The sequence below is a fragment of the uncultured Aquabacterium sp. genome (genome assembly GCF_947366995.1).
Lineage (GTDB): Bacteria > Pseudomonadota > Gammaproteobacteria > Burkholderiales > Burkholderiaceae_C > Aquabacterium.
In genome coordinates this window covers 20,928-39,286 of record NZ_CANBCC010000036.1, presented here as the reverse complement: position 1 = coordinate 39,286, position 18,359 = coordinate 20,928, and the positions used below count along the sequence as shown (strand labels likewise).

Annotated in this window: 20 protein-coding genes and 1 pseudogene; 7 read left to right on the top strand and 14 right to left on the bottom strand. The window is 68.2% G+C overall.

The genetic code is table 11. The features are described from left to right. From Q0Z44_RS10885 to Q0Z44_RS10875, 3 genes and pseudogenes are all read right to left on the bottom strand, one after another. Positions 1–830 (bottom strand): annotated as a pseudogene (locus Q0Z44_RS10885) (hypothetical protein); the annotation flags it as partial. A 62-nt stretch (positions 831–892) separates the two neighbouring features. Next, complete coding sequence (locus Q0Z44_RS10880) at positions 893–1,162, bottom strand: PAAR domain-containing protein (RefSeq protein ID WP_109035208.1); 270 nt, start codon at positions 1,160–1,162, stop codon at positions 893–895. A gap of 137 nt (positions 1,163–1,299) precedes the next feature. Continuing rightward, the gene (locus Q0Z44_RS10875; protein WP_298012555.1) at positions 1,300–2,160 is read right to left on the bottom strand and encodes a M15 family metallopeptidase; all 861 of its coding nucleotides are present in this window, start codon (positions 2,158–2,160) and stop codon (positions 1,300–1,302) included. 108 nt (positions 2,161–2,268) lie between these two features. On the opposite strand from Q0Z44_RS10875, the gene Q0Z44_RS10870 reads away from it, so the two are divergent. Genes Q0Z44_RS10870 through Q0Z44_RS10845 form a run of 6 tightly spaced genes read left to right on the top strand, consistent with a single transcriptional unit; the run spans position 2,269 to position 7,958 of the window. Next, a complete protein-coding gene (locus Q0Z44_RS10870; RefSeq protein ID WP_298012552.1) occupies positions 2,269–3,111 on the top strand; it encodes a hypothetical protein in 843 nt (280 codons plus the stop codon). 35 nt (positions 3,112–3,146) lie between these two features. Further along, entirely contained in the window at positions 3,147–4,928 is a 1,782-nt protein-coding gene (locus Q0Z44_RS10865) for an ATP-dependent DNA ligase (RefSeq protein ID WP_298012549.1), read from the top strand. Between the two features lie 27 nt (positions 4,929–4,955). Further along, positions 4,956–5,696 (top strand): GTP cyclohydrolase I, encoded by a 741-nt coding sequence (gene folE, locus Q0Z44_RS10860; protein ID WP_298012545.1) that lies wholly within the window; start codon positions 4,956–4,958, stop codon positions 5,694–5,696. Between the two features lie 3 nt (positions 5,697–5,699). Beyond that, entirely contained in the window at positions 5,700–6,128 is a 429-nt protein-coding gene (locus Q0Z44_RS10855; protein ID WP_298012543.1) for a BLUF domain-containing protein, read from the top strand. 16 nt (positions 6,129–6,144) lie between these two features. After that, positions 6,145–7,098 carry a DUF429 domain-containing protein gene (locus tag Q0Z44_RS10850; protein WP_298012540.1) on the top strand — a complete coding sequence of 318 codons (954 nt, stop codon included), beginning with the start codon at positions 6,145–6,147 and terminating at the stop codon, positions 7,096–7,098. Continuing rightward, positions 7,095–7,958 carry a D-hexose-6-phosphate mutarotase gene (locus Q0Z44_RS10845; protein WP_298012538.1) on the top strand — a complete coding sequence of 288 codons (864 nt, stop codon included), beginning with the start codon at positions 7,095–7,097 and terminating at the stop codon, positions 7,956–7,958. The genes Q0Z44_RS10850 and Q0Z44_RS10845 overlap by 4 nt, the downstream gene beginning before the upstream one ends. An 11-nt stretch (positions 7,959–7,969) precedes the next feature. On the opposite strand, the gene Q0Z44_RS10840 is transcribed toward Q0Z44_RS10845, so the two are convergent. The 6 genes from Q0Z44_RS10840 to Q0Z44_RS10815 form a co-directional block, all read right to left on the bottom strand. Further along, the gene (locus Q0Z44_RS10840) at positions 7,970–9,913 is read right to left on the bottom strand and encodes a right-handed parallel beta-helix repeat-containing protein (RefSeq protein ID WP_298012536.1); all 1,944 of its coding nucleotides are present in this window, start codon (positions 9,911–9,913) and stop codon (positions 7,970–7,972) included. Positions 9,914–10,117: 204 nt separating this feature from the next. Next, on the bottom strand, positions 10,118–10,735 hold the full coding sequence (locus tag Q0Z44_RS10835) for an SCO family protein (RefSeq protein ID WP_298012534.1): 618 nt from the start codon (positions 10,733–10,735) through the stop codon (positions 10,118–10,120). Positions 10,736–10,747: 12 nt separating this feature from the next. Continuing rightward, positions 10,748–11,668 (bottom strand): heme o synthase, encoded by a 921-nt coding sequence (gene cyoE / locus Q0Z44_RS10830; protein ID WP_298012531.1) that lies wholly within the window; start codon positions 11,666–11,668, stop codon positions 10,748–10,750. Positions 11,669–11,728: 60 nt separating this feature from the next. Next, complete coding sequence (locus tag Q0Z44_RS10825; RefSeq protein WP_298012529.1) at positions 11,729–12,928, bottom strand: COX15/CtaA family protein; 1,200 nt, start codon at positions 12,926–12,928, stop codon at positions 11,729–11,731. 14 nt (positions 12,929–12,942) lie between these two features. Then, the gene (locus Q0Z44_RS10820) at positions 12,943–13,632 is read right to left on the bottom strand and encodes a hypothetical protein (RefSeq protein WP_298012527.1); all 690 of its coding nucleotides are present in this window, start codon (positions 13,630–13,632) and stop codon (positions 12,943–12,945) included. Further along, a complete protein-coding gene (locus tag Q0Z44_RS10815; RefSeq protein ID WP_298012525.1) occupies positions 13,619–14,464 on the bottom strand; it encodes an SURF1 family protein in 846 nt (281 codons plus the stop codon). Before Q0Z44_RS10815 ends, Q0Z44_RS10820 begins: the two co-directional genes overlap by 14 nt. 42 nt (positions 14,465–14,506) lie before the next feature. Between Q0Z44_RS10815 and Q0Z44_RS10810 the strand changes: the two genes are divergently transcribed. Beyond that, complete coding sequence (locus Q0Z44_RS10810; protein WP_298012523.1) at positions 14,507–14,728, top strand: twin transmembrane helix small protein; 222 nt, start codon at positions 14,507–14,509, stop codon at positions 14,726–14,728. A gap of 16 nt (positions 14,729–14,744) precedes the next feature. Here Q0Z44_RS10810 and Q0Z44_RS10805 read toward each other — a convergent pair whose 3' ends face one another. The 5 genes from Q0Z44_RS10805 to ctaD form a co-directional block, all read right to left on the bottom strand. Continuing rightward, a complete protein-coding gene (locus Q0Z44_RS10805; RefSeq protein ID WP_298012521.1) occupies positions 14,745–15,629 on the bottom strand; it encodes a cytochrome c oxidase subunit 3 in 885 nt (294 codons plus the stop codon). 62 nt (positions 15,630–15,691) lie between these two features. Beyond that, the gene (locus tag Q0Z44_RS10800) at positions 15,692–15,949 is read right to left on the bottom strand and encodes a DUF2970 domain-containing protein (RefSeq protein WP_298012519.1); all 258 of its coding nucleotides are present in this window, start codon (positions 15,947–15,949) and stop codon (positions 15,692–15,694) included. Continuing rightward, positions 15,946–16,557 (bottom strand): cytochrome c oxidase assembly protein, encoded by a 612-nt coding sequence (locus tag Q0Z44_RS10795; RefSeq protein WP_298012516.1) that lies wholly within the window; start codon positions 16,555–16,557, stop codon positions 15,946–15,948. Before Q0Z44_RS10795 ends, Q0Z44_RS10800 begins: the two co-directional genes overlap by 4 nt. After that, positions 16,554–16,670: a cytochrome oxidase small assembly protein gene (locus Q0Z44_RS10790; RefSeq protein WP_298012514.1), complete on the bottom strand. Its 117-nt coding sequence runs from the start codon at positions 16,668–16,670 to the stop codon at positions 16,554–16,556. Before Q0Z44_RS10790 ends, Q0Z44_RS10795 begins: the two co-directional genes overlap by 4 nt. Positions 16,671–16,697: 27 nt before the next feature. Beyond that, on the bottom strand, positions 16,698–18,323 hold the full coding sequence (gene ctaD / locus Q0Z44_RS10785; RefSeq protein ID WP_298012512.1) for a cytochrome c oxidase subunit I: 1,626 nt from the start codon (positions 18,321–18,323) through the stop codon (positions 16,698–16,700). Positions 18,324–18,359 lie beyond the last annotated feature (36 nt).

The following is an 18,359-nucleotide window of genomic DNA, read 5'->3' as shown; positions in this document are numbered from 1 at the left end:
GCCTCGGCCCAATCAAGCAGCACACCGCACTGACCACGCAGGGCCTGGACAAACAGCGCCTGGTCCTCGACCGACCACCGGGCCGGCAGCACCAGGCGCACGGTGAGCGTCGGCCGGCGGGCCTCCCGGGTTGCCAGGTGCTGCGCCGACACCGGCGCGGCCACGCCGGACAGATGCGCGCGCATCGAGGGCGCGGTCGCATCGTCTGCAGGCTCAGGGAGTGAGCCACCCTGGGCTTCATCGGGGATCAGGCCGCCGACGGCATCGAGCAGTGGCAAGAGCACGGCCTGCATCAGCACCCAGGCGCGCTGCACGGCGGCCGACGCAGGGCGCCCGTCTGGGTGGCTGAGCACGGCATCCGGGTCGGGCTCGGAGGCCAGAAGCTCGTCGACCTGCTCGACGCGGGCGGTGAAGACGGGCATGCCATCCAGGTCGAAGAGGGTGGCATCCGGCCCGGGACGAGGGGGGTTCGATTGCATGGTGGCCCAGGCGGCATCGGCATCGCTGCCCGCGCGCAGCGACACGCCCGAGGCGAGCAGCCAGGTGTTGGCGGCCCGCAAGGCGGCTTCCGAGTTAGGCTGCTCGTCCAGGGACACCGCCGGAGCGGCACCGGGCGCCGCTGCCTGGGCCGAGCTTGTGCGGAGGCGCTGCACACCCCTCAATGAGAGCCACAGCGCGGCTGTGAGCATCACAGGCAGGACCAGCAGCTGCATCACGATATCGCGATCGGCCACGGTGGCGTCTGTGGTCTGCCACTGCCAGATCGAGAAGAGCCAGATGACCGCTGCGATCACCAGCCACATCCCCGCCACTTTCCAAACCTGGGTCATGCCTGAACTGCCTGATAGATGACCGGGCGACCTGGGCGCAAACGCCGCCGTCGCGCCGCGTCTCAGATGTCGGTGGAGACGGCCTGAGTCGCGATGAGGGTGGCACCACAGGCGCACTTGTCGCCATGGCGGGCTGCCGGCATGCCGTCGATCAGCATGGTGGGATCACCTGTGACGATGACCGTGGTGCCGCCATGCCCCTTGCGCGGGCAGGTGACCTTGTCGCCAACCCGCGCAATGCCGCGGCCATGGGTGTCGGTCATGGCCGACGCCTGCACCACGGTGCCCCCGTGGTCGGTGACATCACCGAGGACGATGAATGGACGGCCCATGGCCTCGCGCTCCCTGCTTGCTTTTGTTTATGGGCGCAGCCTGGGCCGCGCGGGGCGAGTCTAAGGGCGCAGCGAAGCGACTCACCCCCCTCCAAAGCAGGTCAGCTGTTACGGCTTGTGTCGAGTGTGAGCGAGCTTCAGCGGCCGCGGACGGCGCGCATGGCTTCGCGGACGCCAGGCTTGCGCCACTCCACGTGACCCAGGTCGAGCATCTGCCAACGGCCGCCCCAGGTGAGCCCCACCCGCTCGGCCACCTCACCATATCGGCGATAGCCTTCCATGGCCCAGGGGTCGCGTTCGGAGATGACCAGTCGCCCGTTGCGCAGGAAGGCGCAGTCGGCGGCCAGGCCCCACTGGTGATAGCTCTGACCCGCGGTGGCCTGTGTGACGTGAGCCCCCTTGGCGGCCAGCTGGTTCTGGCGCTCGGGACTGCGCCAGCCTTCGAGCAAGGCCATGTCGTACCCATGCTCTTCCTTCATGATCCGGAACACCCACAGCAGCCGCTGGACGAAGTCCGGGTCCATCTGCTCCCACCGGCGGTCGGCCAGCGCCAGCATCGGGCGCTCGATTTCCACTTCGGCGGTGGCAAAGACCTCGGGGGGCAAGGGCGGCGGCGGCACGAGGTGTTCACCTGCAAGCAGCTGCGTGATGCGCTCATCGCCTACGCCAACGCGATCGTCGAAGCCGTCGAGCATCCAGGGGCCGCGCAGGCCCCAGCCGAGCACGGCCACGGCTGGCATGGCCAGCAGCAGGACCACGGCGACAGGCGTCTGCCACGACGCGGGTCGCCACCAGGGGCGCACTGTGGCGCCGATGACAGGCAGGCGGGGGCGCGGTGCCCGGGCGGCTTGGCGCGGCCACGACCACTGCACCGCATGACGGCGTCGCCAGGTCAGTGCAAGCCGCTGCCACGGGCTGGACCACCAGCCGGGAAACACCACGCCGGCCAGCACTGCGCACCCCAGTGCGAAGCCGGCCCACAGCCACCCTGTCTGCATCGTTCTGTAACCATTGCTTGCAACCCCACAACGGGGGCGCAGGTCCCTGGGAATGTGATTCGTAGAATCTCGCGATTCAACCATAAACAAGTCATCAGGGAGACTGGCGTGAGCCATGAAACAGGCGCCTCGGCGCGTCCATCGCTGGACCGTCCGAGCCTCTTCGCCGGGATGGACCCCGACCACCCTGAACACGCTGCAGGCGGGCAGCCACCCGTGGGGCTGCTGTCCACGCTGGAGTCGGCCCGGCAGCCCGCGCGAGGAGCACCCTCCACGCGCCGCCGGCAACCGCGAGACCGCGCCAGGTGGCAGAAGCGAGCCGCCGTCGTGCTGATGGCGGGTGGCGCGCTGGCCTTGCTGGCCACGTTCTCGGTGGTGGTCCAGGAAGGCAATCCGGAGGCTGCGCGGTGGGCTGCGGCCCCTCACACCAACGTGGCGTCGGCGGCTGCGGCTGCGGCGTCGGCGGCGCACAGTGCGACGCCCAAGGCGCAGGGATCGGGCGGGCCGCTGGCTGCCCTGACCGCCCCGGCCCCGGCTGCGCGCATCGAGAACGTCGCCCCCGATCCGACCGTGGGCGCGCCCCAGACCGCCACAGCCGCGAGCGCCGTGGCGGCGACCGATGCGTCGCCGAATGCTCAGGCCACGAAAGACATCCCGCCGGGCAAGTCCCCGCGCACGGACGTCGCCCGGGCGGAACGGTCCGACCGCGAGCGGCATGCAGAGCGAACGGCCTCGGCCCCCCGCGCCAACCGACCGGGTGCCGACGACGTCGCCCTGGTGCAGGCCCTGATGACGCACACCCGTTCGCGCCAGACCGCCCCCGGTGCGGGCACGACGGTGGCCGCGGCAGACTGGGCAACGTGCAAGACGCTGACCGGCGCACCGGGCGCCACCTGCCGCGCGCGCCACTGCGTGCAGCACCCGCGAGACCCGGTCTGCCACGCAGACTGAGCGGCCCGGGCGCTGCGCGATGCTAGGCTGCTGCCATGCAGCGATTCGCGCAGCTCTACACCGAACTGGACGCCAGCACCGCCACCCGCGACAAGGTGGCGTCATTGCTGCGCTACTGGCGGGATGCCGGGCCGCAGGACGCCGCATGGGCGGTGTACTTTCTGTCGGGCGGCCGACCGCGGCGGGCCATCAACACCACCGAGCTGCGCCGGTGGGCCGCTGAGGCAGCGGGCATCGACGAGTGGCTGTTCGAGGTCTCGTACCAGGCGGTGGGCGATCTCGCGGAGACCATCGCCCACCTGCTGCCGCACACGCGGGCCGAGGTCGCCGACACGCGGCAAGCCACCGCCCTGCCGTTGCACCGCTGGCTTCAGGAACGGCTGCTGCCCTTGCGCGGCCAGCCGGTCGAGGCGCAGCATGTGGCCTTGCGCGCGTGGATGGCCCCGCTGGACTGGGCGCAACGCTTCGTGCTGATCAAGCTGATCGGTGGAGGCTGGCGCGTGGGCGTGAGCAAGCAGCTGGTGATCCGGTCGCTGGCCGAGCACGCCGGACTGCCCGCCACGGTGGTGGCCCAGCGCCTGATGGGCTACACCGATGCCCGCCATGCCCCCGATGCCGACGCTTACGCGCGGCTCATCGCCCCTCTGGACGGGGATGCCGACGAGCCGCAGGGCACCCAGCCCTACCCCTTCTTTCTGGCCCACCCACTGGAGGAAGCCGAAGCCCCTGGCGGCGCGCACGAGACGGTACTGGGCCCTTCAGCAGACTGGCTCGTCGAGTGGAAGTTCGATGGCATCCGCGCGCAGATCGTGCGCCGCGATGGCCAGGTGGGCATCTGGTCGCGGGGCGAGGAGCTGATCACCGAGCGCTTTCCCGACCTCGCGGCGCTGGCGCAACACTGGCCGGATGGCACGGTGCTCGATGGCGAGATTCTCGCGATCCGCGACGAACCCTCACCCGGCCTGAATCTGCCCTTTTCACCGGCCCCGTTTGCCGAACTGCAGCAGCGCATCACGCGCCAGAAGTTGACGGCCGCGTGGCTGCAAAAGGTGCCGTGCGCGTTCATCGCCTACGACCTGCTGGCATGGGCGCACCAGGATCTGCGGCGTCAACCGCAACGCTTGCGCCGCCAGCTGTTGGAAGCGCACCGCACCGCGCTGCGCGACCTCGTTTTGTCGCCACTGCCAAGCCGGCCGGAAAAGCCGCTGCCCTGGGCCGAGCTGGCCACCCTGCGCCAGCAGGCGCGCGAGCTTGGTGTCGAGGGCTTCATGCTCAAGCACCACGCTGCCTGCTACGGCGTCGGCCGAACCCGCATCGACGGCATCTGGTGGAAGTGGAAGACCGAGCCGATGACCGTCGATGCCGTGCTGATCTACGCACAGGCTGGCCACGGCCGCCGGGCCAGCCTGTACACCGACTACACGTTTGCCGTGTGGAACCGCCCCCCACGCGACGACGCCGAAGTTCTCGCCGTGCTGGATGCCATCTCGGCCGGGCAGCCGCCGGATCCGCAAGGGCTGCAACTGGTGACCTTTGCCAAGGCCTATTCCGGGCTCACGGATGCCGAGATCACGCAGGTCGACAAGGTGATTCGCCAGACGACGCTGCAGAAGTTCGGGCCGGTGCGCGCGGTGCGCCCCTCGCTGGTGTTCGAGCTGGGCTTCGAGGGGATCGCACCGAGCCCCCGCCACAAGAGCGGGCTGGCCGTGCGCTTTCCCCGGATCCTGCGCTGGCGGACAGACAAACCGCTGCGCGAAGCGGATACCCTCGAATCCCTGAGGCGATGTCTGACCGGCTACAGTGCCGGCAACAACTAGAGTGCCCCTCCTCCGACAGGAACCGACATGAACAGCCCTTCCCTGCGCGCCATCGACCCCCAAGCCACCGAGGCCGACGACGACCAAGGCGTGCCTGTGTCCGTGAAGATCCGCGAGCGCCTGAAGGCCGCCCAGCGGCGCTTCCACGCGAACGACAACATCGCCGAGTTCATCGAGCCGGGCGAGCTGGAAAAGCTGCTCGACGAGGTGCAGGACAAGATGAGCGCCGTGCTGTCGAGCCTCGTGATCGACACCGAGAGCGACCACAACACGCAGGACACCGCGCGCCGTGTCGCGAAGATGTACCTCAACGAGATCTTCAAGGGGCGATATCACGCGGCGCCGCCGGTCACCGAGTTTCCGAACGCCGAGCGGCTCAATGAACTGATGATCGTCGGCCCGATCACCGTGCGCAGCGCTTGCTCGCATCACCTGTGCCCGATCATCGGCCGGGTGTGGATCGGCATCATGCCGAACGAGCACTCGAACCTGATCGGCCTGTCGAAGTACGCACGCCTCATCGACTGGGTGATGAGCCGGCCGCAGATTCAGGAAGAAGCCGTCACGCAGGTGGCCGACCTGCTGCAGTCGCGCATGAGCCCTGACGGCCTGGCCGTGGTGATGGAAGCCGACCACTTCTGCATGCACTGGCGCGGCGTCAAGGACATGGACTCGAAGATGATCAACAGCGTGATGCGCGGCTCCTTCCTGAAGGACCCGAACCTGCGTCGCGAATTCCTCTCCCTGGTCAACCACAAGAAAGGCTGAGCCATGCTGGTTCGACTGCTGTATGCGAGCCGCGCGAAGGTGCCGCTCACGCCCGAAACGATCGACGCCATCCTGGCCGCCTCGCGCAAGGACAACCCGCAGCACGGCATCACGGGCCTGCTGTGCCACAGTGGCGACATCTTCATGCAGGTGCTGGAAGGCGGCCGCGAGCAGGTCAACCAGCTGTACACCCGCATCTGTCAGGACACCCGCCACCACGATGTGGTGCTGCTGCGCTACGAAGAGATCACCGAGCGACGCTTTGCGGGCTGGACCATGGGCCAGGTGAACCTGGCGCGCGTCAACCCGTCGACGCTGCTGAAGTACTCCGAGCGGCCGGTGCTGGATCCCTATGCGGTGTCCGGCGAGGTGTCGATGGCCTTGCTGGAAGAGCTGATCGCCACGGCCTGCATCGTCAGCCGCCAGAGCTGAGTACGTTGCCGCTGGCATGGGTTCGGCCGCAACGCCCTGGCTGCTGGGCCTGGACTTCAGCAGCGCGCCCAGCGGCCGCAAGCCGCTGACGCTGGCGTGGGGCCACCGCGTCGGCAGCGTGGTGCGGCTGGAGCGGGTGGACGAGCTGCCCACGCATGCGGCGCTGAGCGCGCTTCTCGCCCCCGACGCGCCGGGCCCGCTGTCCAGCGGGTTCGTGATGGGCTGTGACTTTCCTTTCGGCCTGCCACGCGTGTTCGTGGAGGCGCTCGCCACGCATGGGCCCGGCCTGCTGCCACGCTGGCTCGGCGGGCTTGAGCCCGTGCCGGGCGTGGCGCTTGATCAGGCTCACGCACTGAGCGAGACAGAACGCCTCATCCGTGCCCTGCACGCGCATTGCGAGGACCGCGCAGGTTTTCAGCGCCTGGTGGATGGCTGGGGCGACACCTGGCTCGCAGACCGCCCCCCGGGGCCCAGGCTGGCACACCGCACCGCCGACCTCGCCATCCCGGACATGGTCAGCACCAGCCCGCTGCAGACCCGCTATGTGCCCGTGGGCAAGATGTACTTCGAGGGCCTGATGCGCCTGGTGGCGGCCGACCTCACGCTGCCCGGCCAGCGGGAAGGCCGCCCGCACGCCGTGGCGCTGGAGGCCTACCCCGGCTGGCTGGCGCGCGAGGTGCTGGGCCGTCGCAGCTACAAGAGCGATGCCGTGGCCACCGACGACCGCCTCATTGCCCGCAAGGACCTGGTGGCGGCGCTTGAGCAGGGTCGCACGCGCCTGGGCCTGCGGCTCAAGCTGTCGGCCGCCCAGCACGATGCGCTGGTGGCCGACCCGAAAGGCGACCGGCTCGACGCCGTGCTGTGCCTCGTCCAGGCCGCATGGGGACAGCAGCGTGCGGAAGCGGGAGACGCCCGGTATGGCATCCCTGCCGGCATCGACCCGGTCGAAGGATGGATACTCACGGGATGAGTGAACCGACCTTTCCGATGACCCAGGTGCTGGGTCAACCCGCCGTGCAGATCCAATCACCCGACGGGGCCCAGGCGACCGTGCTGCTGCACGGGGGGCACGTGGTCTCGTGGATTCCGGCCGGTGGCCAGGAACAGCTGTACCTGTCGCCGCGCGCGGTGGCCGGCGAAGGCCAGGCGGTGCGCGGTGGCGTGCCCGTCATCTTCCCGCAATTCGAGCAACGCGGCCCGGACGTGAGCCTGCCCCGGCATGGTCTGGCACGCAACCGCGCCTGGCGCCTGGAAGGCGGCCACGCCGGACGCGACCACGCGCAGGCCACGTTCGTGCTGCAGGACGACGAGGCCACGCGGGCCATCTGGCCGCATGGCTTCACGCTGGAGTTGACGGTGTCCGTCAGCGGCGGTCGCCTGGATCTGGAGCTGTTTGCCGAGAACACGGGCACGACCACCTGGCCGTTCGCCGCGGCCCTGCACACCTACCTGGCCGTGTCCGACTTGCAGCAAGTGCGTCTGCAAGGCCTGGAAGGCTGCCGCTATGTCGACAGCCTGCTGCGCACCGAGACCATCGAGGACCATCCGGAAAAGCGCTTCCACGGCGAGATCGACCGGATCTACGAGAAGGTGCCGGCAGGCCTGCTGCTGCGGGATGGCCCGCGTCGCCTCGCGATCGAGACCGAAGGCCTGCCTGACGCGGTGATCTGGAACCCGGGCCCCGAGAAGTGCGCGGCGCTGAAGGACATGCCCCCCGACGGCTGGCAGCACATGCTGTGCGTCGAAGGGGCCCGGGTCTTTCAGCCGGTCACGCTCGGCCCGCAGGAAAACTGGACAGGTCGCCAGAGCTTCACGCTGCTGAGCGCCTGAGGTCCGCGAGTTCAGGGCGTCGGTGCCGTGAACGGCAAAGCCGCGCTGGCCGTGAGCCATGCGCCGGACGCGTGGCCGACCCAGGCGCGGGCACGCATCGTCTGCCCCCCGTTGACCGCGTACAGGTGACGGATGCCCGTGGCCGTCGACGTGGCAGACAACCCGTCGCCGAAGAGCCAGGTGGCGTTGATGCCACCCGCCAGGCCGGACAACTGCAGCGTGCGCTGGCTGCCTGACGCGCTGGCCGTCAGCCCGAGGCGGGGCAGATCGACACGGGCCGAGGCATCGACCACGCCGGGCCACAGGCCGGCCGTTGGCACGTTGAACGCGGTGTTGCCCGACGCCGTGAAACCGCCGGCCAGCCAGGTGTGCACACCGGCGACAGCCATGGCCATGTTCTGGAACTGGTTGCTGGCAAATCGCACCCCGCCGGCGGCGCGCTCGGCGTTGATCAGGACGCCACCGCCCCAGTCTCCGCCACTGCCCCCGAACCAGTTGCCCGACAAGGTGAGCCCCGACAGGTTGCCGTTGACACCGCACAGGCACACGCCCCAGCCGTGCAGGCCCGCCGCGGCGCTGCCCTCCAGCAGCAGGCGATTGCCCTGGATCTGCATGGCCGCCGCCCCGCTGGTGACCGGGCTGGCGATGATGCCGACGTAGCGACGCCCGGCATCCCCCGCCCACCGACCGGCTTCGCGTGCAACGGTGTTGCCACTGAGCACGGGCGCCCGGGTGAGGGACCACTCGCCGCAGATGCCGCAATCGCGGGCATTCTCGATGTGGTTGCCCGTCACCCGCATGCTGCCGGACACCGGCCCGTTGTTGAATTTGTAGATGGCCGCGTGGCTGTCGTAGACGGCGTTGCCGTCCAGGGTGACGCTGTCGAGGATCGCCACGCCGAGCCCGATGGCAAAGCCCTGCACCACGTTGCGCTGAACCGCCAGGGTGCCCGCACCGCCGAGCTCCATGCCCCAGCCGCGCTCGCTGTTGTCGCAACCCGCCCCGCATCGCAGCACGTTGCCTTGGATCACCACGCTGTCGCCCGACACCACCGACATGCCGATCAGTTCACGCTGATCGGCCTCGAAACGCCAGTCGGACAGCACGTTGTCGCGGATGACGAGGCCGCGAAGGTTGCTGCCCTGCACCTCGATGCCCATGCGCCGCATGCCGGACAGGCGGTTCTGCGCAACCTCCGTGCCGGTGATCTCGAAAAAGTGCATGGCCTGGTAGACCCGGCCCATGCTGTTGTTGCGGATGACACTGCCCGAGACGCCGTGGCCGATCAGCGCGGTGTTGGTGTCGATGTTGTCGAACACGTTGTGCTCGATCACGCCGTCCTCGAAGCCGACGATGTGCAGCGCATGCATGCGCGTGTGGTCGGACTCCAGCGCCGTGCCCGGGCGGTTGACGTTGCGGAAGGTGTTGTTCACCACCCGATTGCCCGAGCCGGCCAGGATGACGGAGGCGCCGTCAAACACCAGGTTGTAGAGGTTGAATCGATCGGCACGGCCGCGATAGGCTGCGTCAATCAGATGACCCGAGCCGCCTGTCCAGCGCAACGTGGCGGTGCTGCTGGCACACAGGGTCAGGTCCGACCGCGGCAGCAGCATGGCGGAGATCTGGTACACGCCCGCAGGGAACACGAACGTGGTGCCGGCCGGCGCCATGTTGATGGCCTGCTGCAGCACGGCGGTGTCGTCCACGCCGTCGTCGGGCCGGGCGCCCAGCGTTTCGACCGACACGGCTTGCGTCTCGGCACACGCGACGCGCGCGGTGGAGGAGGCGCCCAGGGGCGCCACCGCCAGCACCAAGCCGGATGCCTGGGCCGTCTCGTCCGGCCCAGCCGTGGGCGCCAAGGCCACCGAGCCCGGCGTGGCGCCACCACCGCCACCACCGCATCCTGCCAGCGCGCCCGCCAACAGGCCGACCGCCAGAACCACACGCTTGAACATCCCGGATTGCCTTACTCGCTGCCTGAACGGCCAGGCGGTCGGGCTTCTGACCTGCACGATGGCAGCCGGCCCGTCCTCACCCCATTAAACCCCTGGCATGGCACCCGGACCATCCGGGCCGCCATGAATTCGACGGAGTATTCGTCAGAACGCGGATGAAGACGTGTCAAATCCTCACGAGCAGGCCGGTCGACACAATGCGTTTCAACTCGTGCCCAGAAGTTGCGTCACGTCGGCGGTGAGCTTGTCTGCACCCATGCCGTAACGCACGAACAGCCGCACGCGGCCGGCCGGGTCGAACAGATAACCGCCCGCGGTGTGGTCGATGGTGTACTGGTCGCCCTGGGTGGGCACCTTCTGGTAGAAGACCTTGAACTCGCGGCTGGCCGCGTCGGTCTCTTCCTTGCTGCCGCGCAGGCCGATGAAGTCCTTGTCGAGGTTGCCCAGGTAAGCCTTGAGCACCTCGGGCGTGTCGCGGTCAGGGTCGACAGTGACGAACACGCCTTGCACCTTGTTGCCATCCGGGCCCAGGCGCCGACGCACCTCGGCCAGTTCGGCCATGGTCGTGGGGCACACGTCGGGACACTGCGTGAAGCCGAAGAACACGAAGACGACCTTGCCCTTGAACTCGTCGAGCGAACGCGGACGGCCGTCGAAGTCCTTGAGGTTCAGCGTGCGGGCGTAGTTCGCCCCGGTGATGTCGACGCCGTTGAAGGCGACCTTCGGCTTCGGCGGCGTGGACGACGGCATGTCGCAGGCAGCCAGAAACAGGGCGGACACCGCCGCCAGGCCCAGCCGACGACGGCCGGGAGAAAAACGCATGCGCATGGTGGTCTAGAGGATCCAGTAGTGGTCGACCAGCAAGGCAGCAAACATCAGCATCAGGTGGATGATGGAGAAGCGGAAGGTCTTGCGGGCCAGTTCGTCACTGTAACGCCGCCACAGCCGCCACGCGTATGCCACGAACAAGCCGCCCAGCACCAAAGCGCTGACCAGGTAAAACCAGCCACTCATGCCGTAAATGAAGGGCAGCAGGCTGCCGGCCAGCAGCACCACGGTGTACAGCAGGATGTGCAGCCGCGTGAACGCGTTGCCGTGCGTGACCGGCAGCATCGGCAGGCCGGCGCGGGCGTAGTCCTCGACGCGGTACAGCGCCAGCGACCAGAAGTGCGGCGGCGTCCACAGGAAGATGATGAGGCACAGCATCAGCGCCTCGGGGTCGACCGAACCGCGCATGGCGGCCCAGCCCAGCACGGGCGGCATCGCGCCGGACGCGCCGCCAATGACGATGTTCTGCGGCGTCATGGGCTTGAGCAGCACGGTGTAGACGACGGCATAGCCCACAAACGTGGCGAGGGTGAGCCACATGGTGAGCAGGTTGACCCACACGGCCAACACCAGCATGCCGAGCCCGCACAGCACGGAACTGAACAACAGCGTCTGGGTGCGCGAGAGTTCGCCGCGGGCCGTGGGGCGCCAGGCGGTGCGCTTCATGCGCGCGTCGATGCCTTGCTCGACCAGGCAATTGAAGGCGGCTGCCGCCCCGGCCACGAGCCAGATGCCGGCACAGGCGGCCACCGCGGTCAGGGCCTCGGCGGCCGTCGGCACACCGGGCACGGCGAGCAGCATGCCGATGACCGCGCAGAACACGATGAGCTGCACCACGCGCGGCTTCGTGAGGACGTAGTACTGGCGCCAACTGGACAGCAGGGCCGGCGCGGCGGCGACCTGGGGCGAGGCGATCGTGTCAGGCATGGTCGTCTCCGAAGGATGGGGACCGGCAAAGGGCCGACAGCACGAGAGAGGCGGAATCGACTATGGCGCGCGTTGCAGCCGGTTTGTAGCGTGAAGACCCTTGGATGCCTCCGCCGTGGCACCCACGGGCCGCGCCCAGCCCGGCAGCACCAGCAGGCGCACCAGCCACCACACCAGCAACGCCGCACCCAAGGTGTGGGCCAGCGCGGCCACCAGCGGCCAGTTCAGCACCACATTGCTGAGCCCGGTGAGCAATTGCCATGCCCCCATCGCAAGCAGGACGCGGCCCTCGTGGTGCCAGACCGTGTGACGCAGCAGACCCCAGCCATAAGCGAGCAAGGCCAGCAGCACGACCACGGCCATCAGGCGATGCGCCATGTGGATGGCGGTGAGCGCCGGCAGGGCAATCCAGCCGCCCTGCCCGTTCTCGCCCAGCGGGCGCCACAGCGTGAAGCCCGTGGCGGCGTCCATGTCCGGCCACCACCGGCCCTGACAGGTTGGGAAGTCGGCACAGGCCAGCACGGCATAGTTGCTGCTGACCCAGGCGCCCAGCGCGATCTGCACGGCCAGCACAGCCAGCAGAAGCATGCCGGCGCGGCGCCAGGGTGACGAGGCCCAGACCTTGGTGGTCTCACGCTCATACCGTGAGCCTGCCGGGTGCAGGGCCCGCACCTGCGCGGTCAGCAGCCCCACGCCCAGCAGCGCGCCCAGCAGGTGCAGCGTCACGATGAGGGGCTGCAGCTTCAACGTGACCGTGAGGGCCCCGAAAGCGCCCTGTACGCACACCCACACGAAGGTCAGCGTGGGCCACCACGGCGAGAGCGCACCGGGTGCATGGCGCCGCCGCCATGCCGCCACCATGAGCCCGGTGATCAGTGCCCCGACGGCCGTGGCCAGATAGCGGTGCAGCATCTCGATCCAGGCCTTGTGGTGGGTGACCGGGCCATGCGGACGCGCGGCTTGCTCGGCCGCAATGGCGGTCTTCGCCCCCCAGGGACTGGTCTCGCCATAGCACCCCGGCCAGTCCGGGCAACCCAGCCCCGAATCGGTCAGGCGGGTGAAGGCACCGAAGACCACCAGATCGAGTGTCAGAAACAGGGTGGCGACCGTGAGCACCCTCTGCCAGGCGGCCCAGCCGCGCACGCCCTGGCGATGAGCGCGCCACGCCACCAGCGCCGTCGGGACCAGCGCCAGGACGGCGCCAAGCGCCAGCATCTCCAGCACGGGCTCCAGGTCGATCAATGCAGCGATGCCCACCATGCGCTCCGTCCGGCTCAGCGGCCGGCCTCGTCCCAGCTGTTGTTGGCCTTCATCAGGCGCAGAAGGTCCTTCTTGATGGCGGTGGGATCGGCCGAGGCAGGCCAGCGCATCATCCACTCGCCCCGGGGGTCGACCAGATAAAGGTGTGCCGACAAAGGCTGCCCTGCCGCCGGTGCCAGCCAGCCCGACAGCGCCGCGTGGTCGGCCTGGAGCACCCAGGATCCCGGCGTCGCGAGACCGGGCAACACCGCCCGCCGAGGTGGCTCACCGTCGTTGACCAGCCAGACACGGTCCAGCCGGTCCTTGTCCTTGCCCAGCACCTCGCGCAACTGCCGCTGCCAGTAGAGGTGGCGCTCGCACTCGGCCGCGCAAGCGCCACCGGCCACGCTCACCAGCAACCACTGCCCCTTGAGCGCGGTCGCCGACACGGCCCGCCCTTGCACATCGTGCAGGGCAAGTCGACCATCGACCGGCATGGGGCGCGAAGGGGTGATGAGATCGCCGTGGTTGACGCGGCCCTGCGGCCGTAGCACGTAGTACGTGAAGTAGGACGCGATGACGGGCGCCGCACACACCAGCCACACCAGCAGCATCTTGAGGCGGCCGCTGCGCGTGCGCTGGGCCTGAGCCAGATCCTGCTGGCCCAGGCCGTGCACACTGAACTGCAGTGCGCTGTCGGGCGCAGACCGGTCATGGGTCGACATGGGCAAGCGTCCGGTCGGCAGTCCGACGGGGGCGGATGAGTTGGTGCCAGACATAGAGTCCCGTGATGAGGGCCGCCAGTGCAAACCACTGAACGGCATAACCCAGATGCTTGCCCTGCCCGTGGTCCACCGCGGGCCACTGACGCCACAACCCGTCGCCAGCAGGGGCTTCGGGGGCGGTCGCGTCGGCGCGGGCCAGTTCGGCTTCAGCTTGCAACTGAAGGACGGTGCCCGCCAGCGGGGATTGTCCCAACCACGCGGCCCAGAAGCCGGGATCGACGTTCTGGCGCAGCACGGGTCCGGCGCCTTCCGGCGGGGGCTCCTGCGCAATCGAGTAGACCCGGCTCGGTTCGGCCACCAGACGCCCATGCACCTCGACAAGGCCCAGGGGGCGTGGCACCGCAGGCAGGTGCGCGGCGTCGCGCGGCGCGGCCGGATCCCGGGGCAGCCAGCCACGTTGCACGAGCACGGTGGCGCCAGGACAGGCCGCGCGCTCGCCCAGCCGAAGCGGTGTCACGACGATGAGCCCGCTGCGCCCGTCCATGCTGCGGTTGTCCAGCAGCACGGTGCGCTCGTGCAGCCACTGCCCGCGCAGTCGCACCGGCCGCTGCAGAGGCAAGGTGCTTGCCGCTGGCGCGGCGCAGGGCCAATCGGCGACCGTCCAGGTCGGCAGGTTTGCCTGATGCGCCACCTGGTTCGCCAACGCTGCCTTGGTCTCGGCACGCCCCAGCTGCCAGCATCCCAACCAGACCGTCAGCCCGGTGGCGGCCAACGCGGCCAGGGCGACCACCACGCGGCGCCCTTTCCCTTGCGGCTGCGAGGGCAGGGTCATCGCGGCTCCCGCAGGGCCGGGCTCCCGGCATACACTCGGCCGATGAATATCGTCTTCGTCATCGCCCTGATCGCCATCGTCGTGGCGCTGTTTGCCGCAGGTCGCGCGATGCTGCGCGATGGGCGGGACGGCGAGCCCAAAAGCAACCGCATGGTGCGCGCCCTGGCCTTGCGGGTTGGGCTGTCGATTGCCTTGTTCGTGTTCATCCTGGTGAGCTACAAGATGGGCTGGATCCAGCCCACCGGCATCCCGATGGGCCAGTGAGTCCGGCCCGGGTGCGTCAGGTCCAGTAGACGACGACGTACAGGCCCAGCCAGACGACGTCCACGAAGTGCCAGTACCAGGCCGCGCCTTCGAATCCGAAGTGGCGTTGCGCCGTGAAGTGCCCCTTCTGCAGCCGCAGCGTGATGAACAGCAGCATCAGCATGCCGACGAACACGTGTAGGCCGTGGAAGCCGGTCAGCATGAAGAAGGTGGATCCGTAGATGCCGGACGAGAGTTTGAGGTTGAGGTGGGTGTAGGCCTCGTAGTACTCATAGCCCTGCAAGGCCACGAACAGCACCCCCAGGCCCACCGTCATCCACATGAAGGTGAGGCACCGCTTGCGCATGTCTTCACGCAGCGCGTGGTGCGCTATCGTGAGCGTGACGCCCGAGGTGAGCAGTAAGGCGGTGTTGATGGTCGGGATGGGCCATGGGCCCATGGTGCGGAAGGGCTCGACCGTGCCAGCAGGCGAAGCCGTGGCTCCTGCCATCTCGGACGGCCACACCGCCTTGAAGTCGGGCCACAGCAACGCGTTCTCGATGTTGCCCAGCGCCGGCAGCACATACAGGCGCGCCCAGAACAGCGCACCGAAGAAGGAGGCGAAAAACATCACCTCCGAGAAGATGAACCACGCCATGCTCCATCGGTAGGAAACATCGATGCGATCGCTGTACAGACCGGCTTCGCTTTCGCGAATGGCATCCGAGAACCACTGCGTGAGCACGACGGCCCACCACGCCAGTCCGAAGGCCACCGAGTACGGCCCCCAGGCCGCCCCATTGACCCACTGGCCGGCGCCGAGAATGACGAAGAAAAGGCCGGCGGCCGCCATCATCGGATGGCGGGATGGCCCCGGCACGAAGTAGTAAGGGGCCTGCCCTCTGGGTACTGCGACCGACATGTCTGACTCCTCAGGCCCGCACAGGGCCACGCTGGTTCACGACGACAAAACCGACACGCTGCTCACTGCGCCACCCCACTGCCCACGATCCAGCGCACAAGCAACACGAGACCGACCACGAAAGCGATGCCGGCCAGAACCCCCGCCACGATCACGTGGATGGGGTTGATGTGGGCCACATCCTGCGCGTAGTCGGTCGACTTGCGTACCCCGAAGAACGACCACGCCACGGCCTTGACGGTCTGCAGGAACGAGCCACGGCGCCTTGCGGCCTCACGCAGGCCATCCGACGATCCGGATCCGGGCTCGAGCTCGCTCACACCGATCCTCCTGGCACCGCAGGCACCCGCCCGCCCACCTCAAAGAACGTGTAGGACAGCGTGATGGTGCGGACGTCCTTGGGCAGGCGCGGGTCGATGACGAAGGTGACCGGCCAGCGCTTCGACTCGCCTGGCTGGAGCTTGTGCTCTGCAAAGCAGAAGCATTCGAGCTTGGTGAAGTGCGAGGTGGCCTGCTTGGGTGCGTAGCTGGGGATGGCCTGGGCCGCCATGGTCCGGTCCTGGCGGTTGCGGAATTCGTAGACCACCGTGGTCAGTTCGCCAGGGTGCACCCGCACCGAGCGCACTTCGGGTTTGAAATCCCACGGGCCGCGGGCATTGGCGTCGAACTCGATGGTGACGGTGCGGCTCAGGTCGACCTGGGTGTTGCGGCGCTCGCCCACGGCGCCCGGCACCTTCTGCTCGCCCAGCGTGAGCACGTTGATGCCGAGGGCCGCACAGATGTGGCGGTACATCGGCACCATGGCATAGCCGAAGCCGAACATCAGCCCCGCCACGACGACCAGCTTGAAAACGGTGTCGCGGTTGGCCCGGTGCAGGCGCAGGGCGCGGCGCCAGGCCGCATCATGGGGCGGGGTCGACACACTCATGGCGGCGTCAGCAGCACGATCTTGACGATGAACCCGACGAAGAACGCCACAGCCACCGAAGCCAGGATCAGGCCCAGGCGCTGGTTGGCACGGGGGTCGGAAGGCGCGCTCATGGGGGTGTCCTCTCAGGGGTCAGGCCATCAGCCCACCACACGGGTGGCCGTGGCATCAAGCCTGGGCGGGGTCTCGAAGGTATGGAACGGCGCAGGCGATGGCACTTCCCACTCAAGGCCTTCCGCGCCCTCCCAGGGCTTGGCCGGTGCGGGCTCACCCTTGCCGCGCATGGCCGGGATCAGCACACCGAAGATGAAGTACACCTGTGCGAACCCGAAGGCGAACGCGCCCACCGAGGCCAGGGCGTTGAAGTCGGCAAACTGCATCGCGTAGTCGGCATAGCGACGCGGCATGCCCGCCAGGCCGAGGAAGTGCATCGGGAAGAAGGTGACATTGAAGGCGATCAGCGACCACCAGAAGTGCAGCTTGCTCTTCCAGTCCGGCACCATGACGCCCGTCCACTTCGGCGCCCAGTAATAAAAGCCGGCAAACAGCGCAAACAGCGAGCCCGCCACCAGCACGTAGTGGAAGTGCGCGACCACGTAATACGTGTCCTGCAGCTGGATGTCGATGGGCGCCACCGACAGGATCAGGCCCGTGAAGCCGCCCATGGTGAACACGAAGATGAAGCCGACGGCCCATAGCATCGGGCCCTCAAAGGTCATCGAGCCCCTCCACATCGTGGCGATCCAGTTGAAGACCTTCACACCCGTGGGCACCGAGATCAGCATCGTGGCGTACATGAAGAACAGCTGGCCCGTGACGGGCATGCCGGTGGCGAACATGTGGTGGGCCCACACGATGAAGCTCAGAATGGCGATGGAGGCCGTGGCATAGACCATCGAGGTGTAGCCGAACAGCCGCTTGCGCGCGAAGGCCGGCACGATCTGGCTGATGATGCCGAAGGCCGGCAGGATCATGATGTAGACCTCGGGGTGACCGAAGAACCAGAAGATGTGCTGGTACATCACCGGGTCACCGCCACCGGCAGGGTTGAAGAAGCTGGTGCCGAAATGGCGGTCGGTCAGCGTCATCGTGATGGCGCCGGCCAGCACCGGCATCACGGCAATCAGCAGGTAGGCGGTGATCAACCACGTCCAGGCGAACATCGGCATCTTCATCAGCGTCATGCCGGGCGCGCGCATGTTGAGGATGGTCACGATGATGTTGATGGAGCCCATGATGGACGAGGCGCCCAGGAGGTGCATGGCAAAGATGCCGGCATCCATCGACGGGCCCATCTGCAGCGTGAGCGGCGCGTACAGGGTCCAGCCCGCCGCCGGTGCGCCGCCCGGCATGAAGAAGGAGCCGACCAGCAGCAACGCCGCGGGAATCATCAGCCAGAAGCTGAAGTTGTTCATGCGCGCGAAGGCCATGTCGGAGGCGCCGATCTGCAGCGGCAGCATCCAGTTCGCGAAGCCGACGAAGGCCGGCATGATGGCACCGAACACCATGATGATGCCGTGCATGGTCGTGAGCTGGTTGAACAGCTCGGGGTTGACCAGTTGCAGCCCGGGCTGGAAGAGCTCGGCGCGGATCCCCAGGGCCAGCACGCCGCCGATCATCAGCATCGTCAGCGCGAACAGCATGTAAAGCGTGCCGATGTCCTTGTGGTTGGTGGCATAGACCCACCGGCGCCACCCGTGCGGATGGTCGTGGGCGTGGTCATCATGGCCGTGAACGTGGCCGCCTTGACCGAGCACTGCACTCATTGGAACGTCCTTTCGTCAACGACGCGTTGTCAGGGC

Bases quoted from the DNA above. Each gene is read 5' to 3' on its own strand.
- Q0Z44_RS10880 (WP_109035208.1), bottom strand. From the start codon at position 1,162: ATGGGCCGTCCATTCATCGTCCTCGGTGATGTCACCGACCACGGGGGC.
- Q0Z44_RS10875 (WP_298012555.1), bottom strand. From the start codon at position 2,160: ATGCAGACAGGGTGGCTGTGGGCCGGCTTCGCACTGGGGTGCGCAGTG.
- Q0Z44_RS10865 (WP_298012549.1), top strand. From the start codon at position 3,147: ATGCAGCGATTCGCGCAGCTCTACACCGAACTGGACGCCAGCACCGCC.
- folE (WP_298012545.1), top strand. From the start codon at position 4,956: ATGAACAGCCCTTCCCTGCGCGCCATCGACCCCCAAGCCACCGAGGCC.
- Q0Z44_RS10855 (WP_298012543.1), top strand. From the start codon at position 5,700: ATGCTGGTTCGACTGCTGTATGCGAGCCGCGCGAAGGTGCCGCTCACG.
- Q0Z44_RS10850 (WP_298012540.1), top strand. From the start codon at position 6,145: ATGGGTTCGGCCGCAACGCCCTGGCTGCTGGGCCTGGACTTCAGCAGC.
- Q0Z44_RS10845 (WP_298012538.1), top strand. From the start codon at position 7,095: ATGAGTGAACCGACCTTTCCGATGACCCAGGTGCTGGGTCAACCCGCC.
- Q0Z44_RS10840 (WP_298012536.1), bottom strand. From the start codon at position 9,913: ATGTTCAAGCGTGTGGTTCTGGCGGTCGGCCTGTTGGCGGGCGCGCTG.
- Q0Z44_RS10835 (WP_298012534.1), bottom strand. From the start codon at position 10,735: ATGCGTTTTTCTCCCGGCCGTCGTCGGCTGGGCCTGGCGGCGGTGTCC.
- cyoE (WP_298012531.1), bottom strand. From the start codon at position 11,668: ATGCCTGACACGATCGCCTCGCCCCAGGTCGCCGCCGCGCCGGCCCTG.
- Q0Z44_RS10825 (WP_298012529.1), bottom strand. From the start codon at position 12,928: ATGGTGGGCATCGCTGCATTGATCGACCTGGAGCCCGTGCTGGAGATG.
- Q0Z44_RS10820 (WP_298012527.1), bottom strand. From the start codon at position 13,632: ATGTCGACCCATGACCGGTCTGCGCCCGACAGCGCACTGCAGTTCAGT.
- Q0Z44_RS10815 (WP_298012525.1), bottom strand. From the start codon at position 14,464: ATGACCCTGCCCTCGCAGCCGCAAGGGAAAGGGCGCCGCGTGGTGGTC.
- Q0Z44_RS10810 (WP_298012523.1), top strand. From the start codon at position 14,507: ATGAATATCGTCTTCGTCATCGCCCTGATCGCCATCGTCGTGGCGCTG.
- Q0Z44_RS10805 (WP_298012521.1), bottom strand. From the start codon at position 15,629: ATGTCGGTCGCAGTACCCAGAGGGCAGGCCCCTTACTACTTCGTGCCG.
- Q0Z44_RS10795 (WP_298012516.1), bottom strand. From the start codon at position 16,557: ATGAGTGTGTCGACCCCGCCCCATGATGCGGCCTGGCGCCGCGCCCTG.
- Q0Z44_RS10790 (WP_298012514.1), bottom strand. From the start codon at position 16,670: ATGAGCGCGCCTTCCGACCCCCGTGCCAACCAGCGCCTGGGCCTGATC.
- ctaD (WP_298012512.1), bottom strand. From the start codon at position 18,323: ATGAGTGCAGTGCTCGGTCAAGGCGGCCACGTTCACGGCCATGATGAC.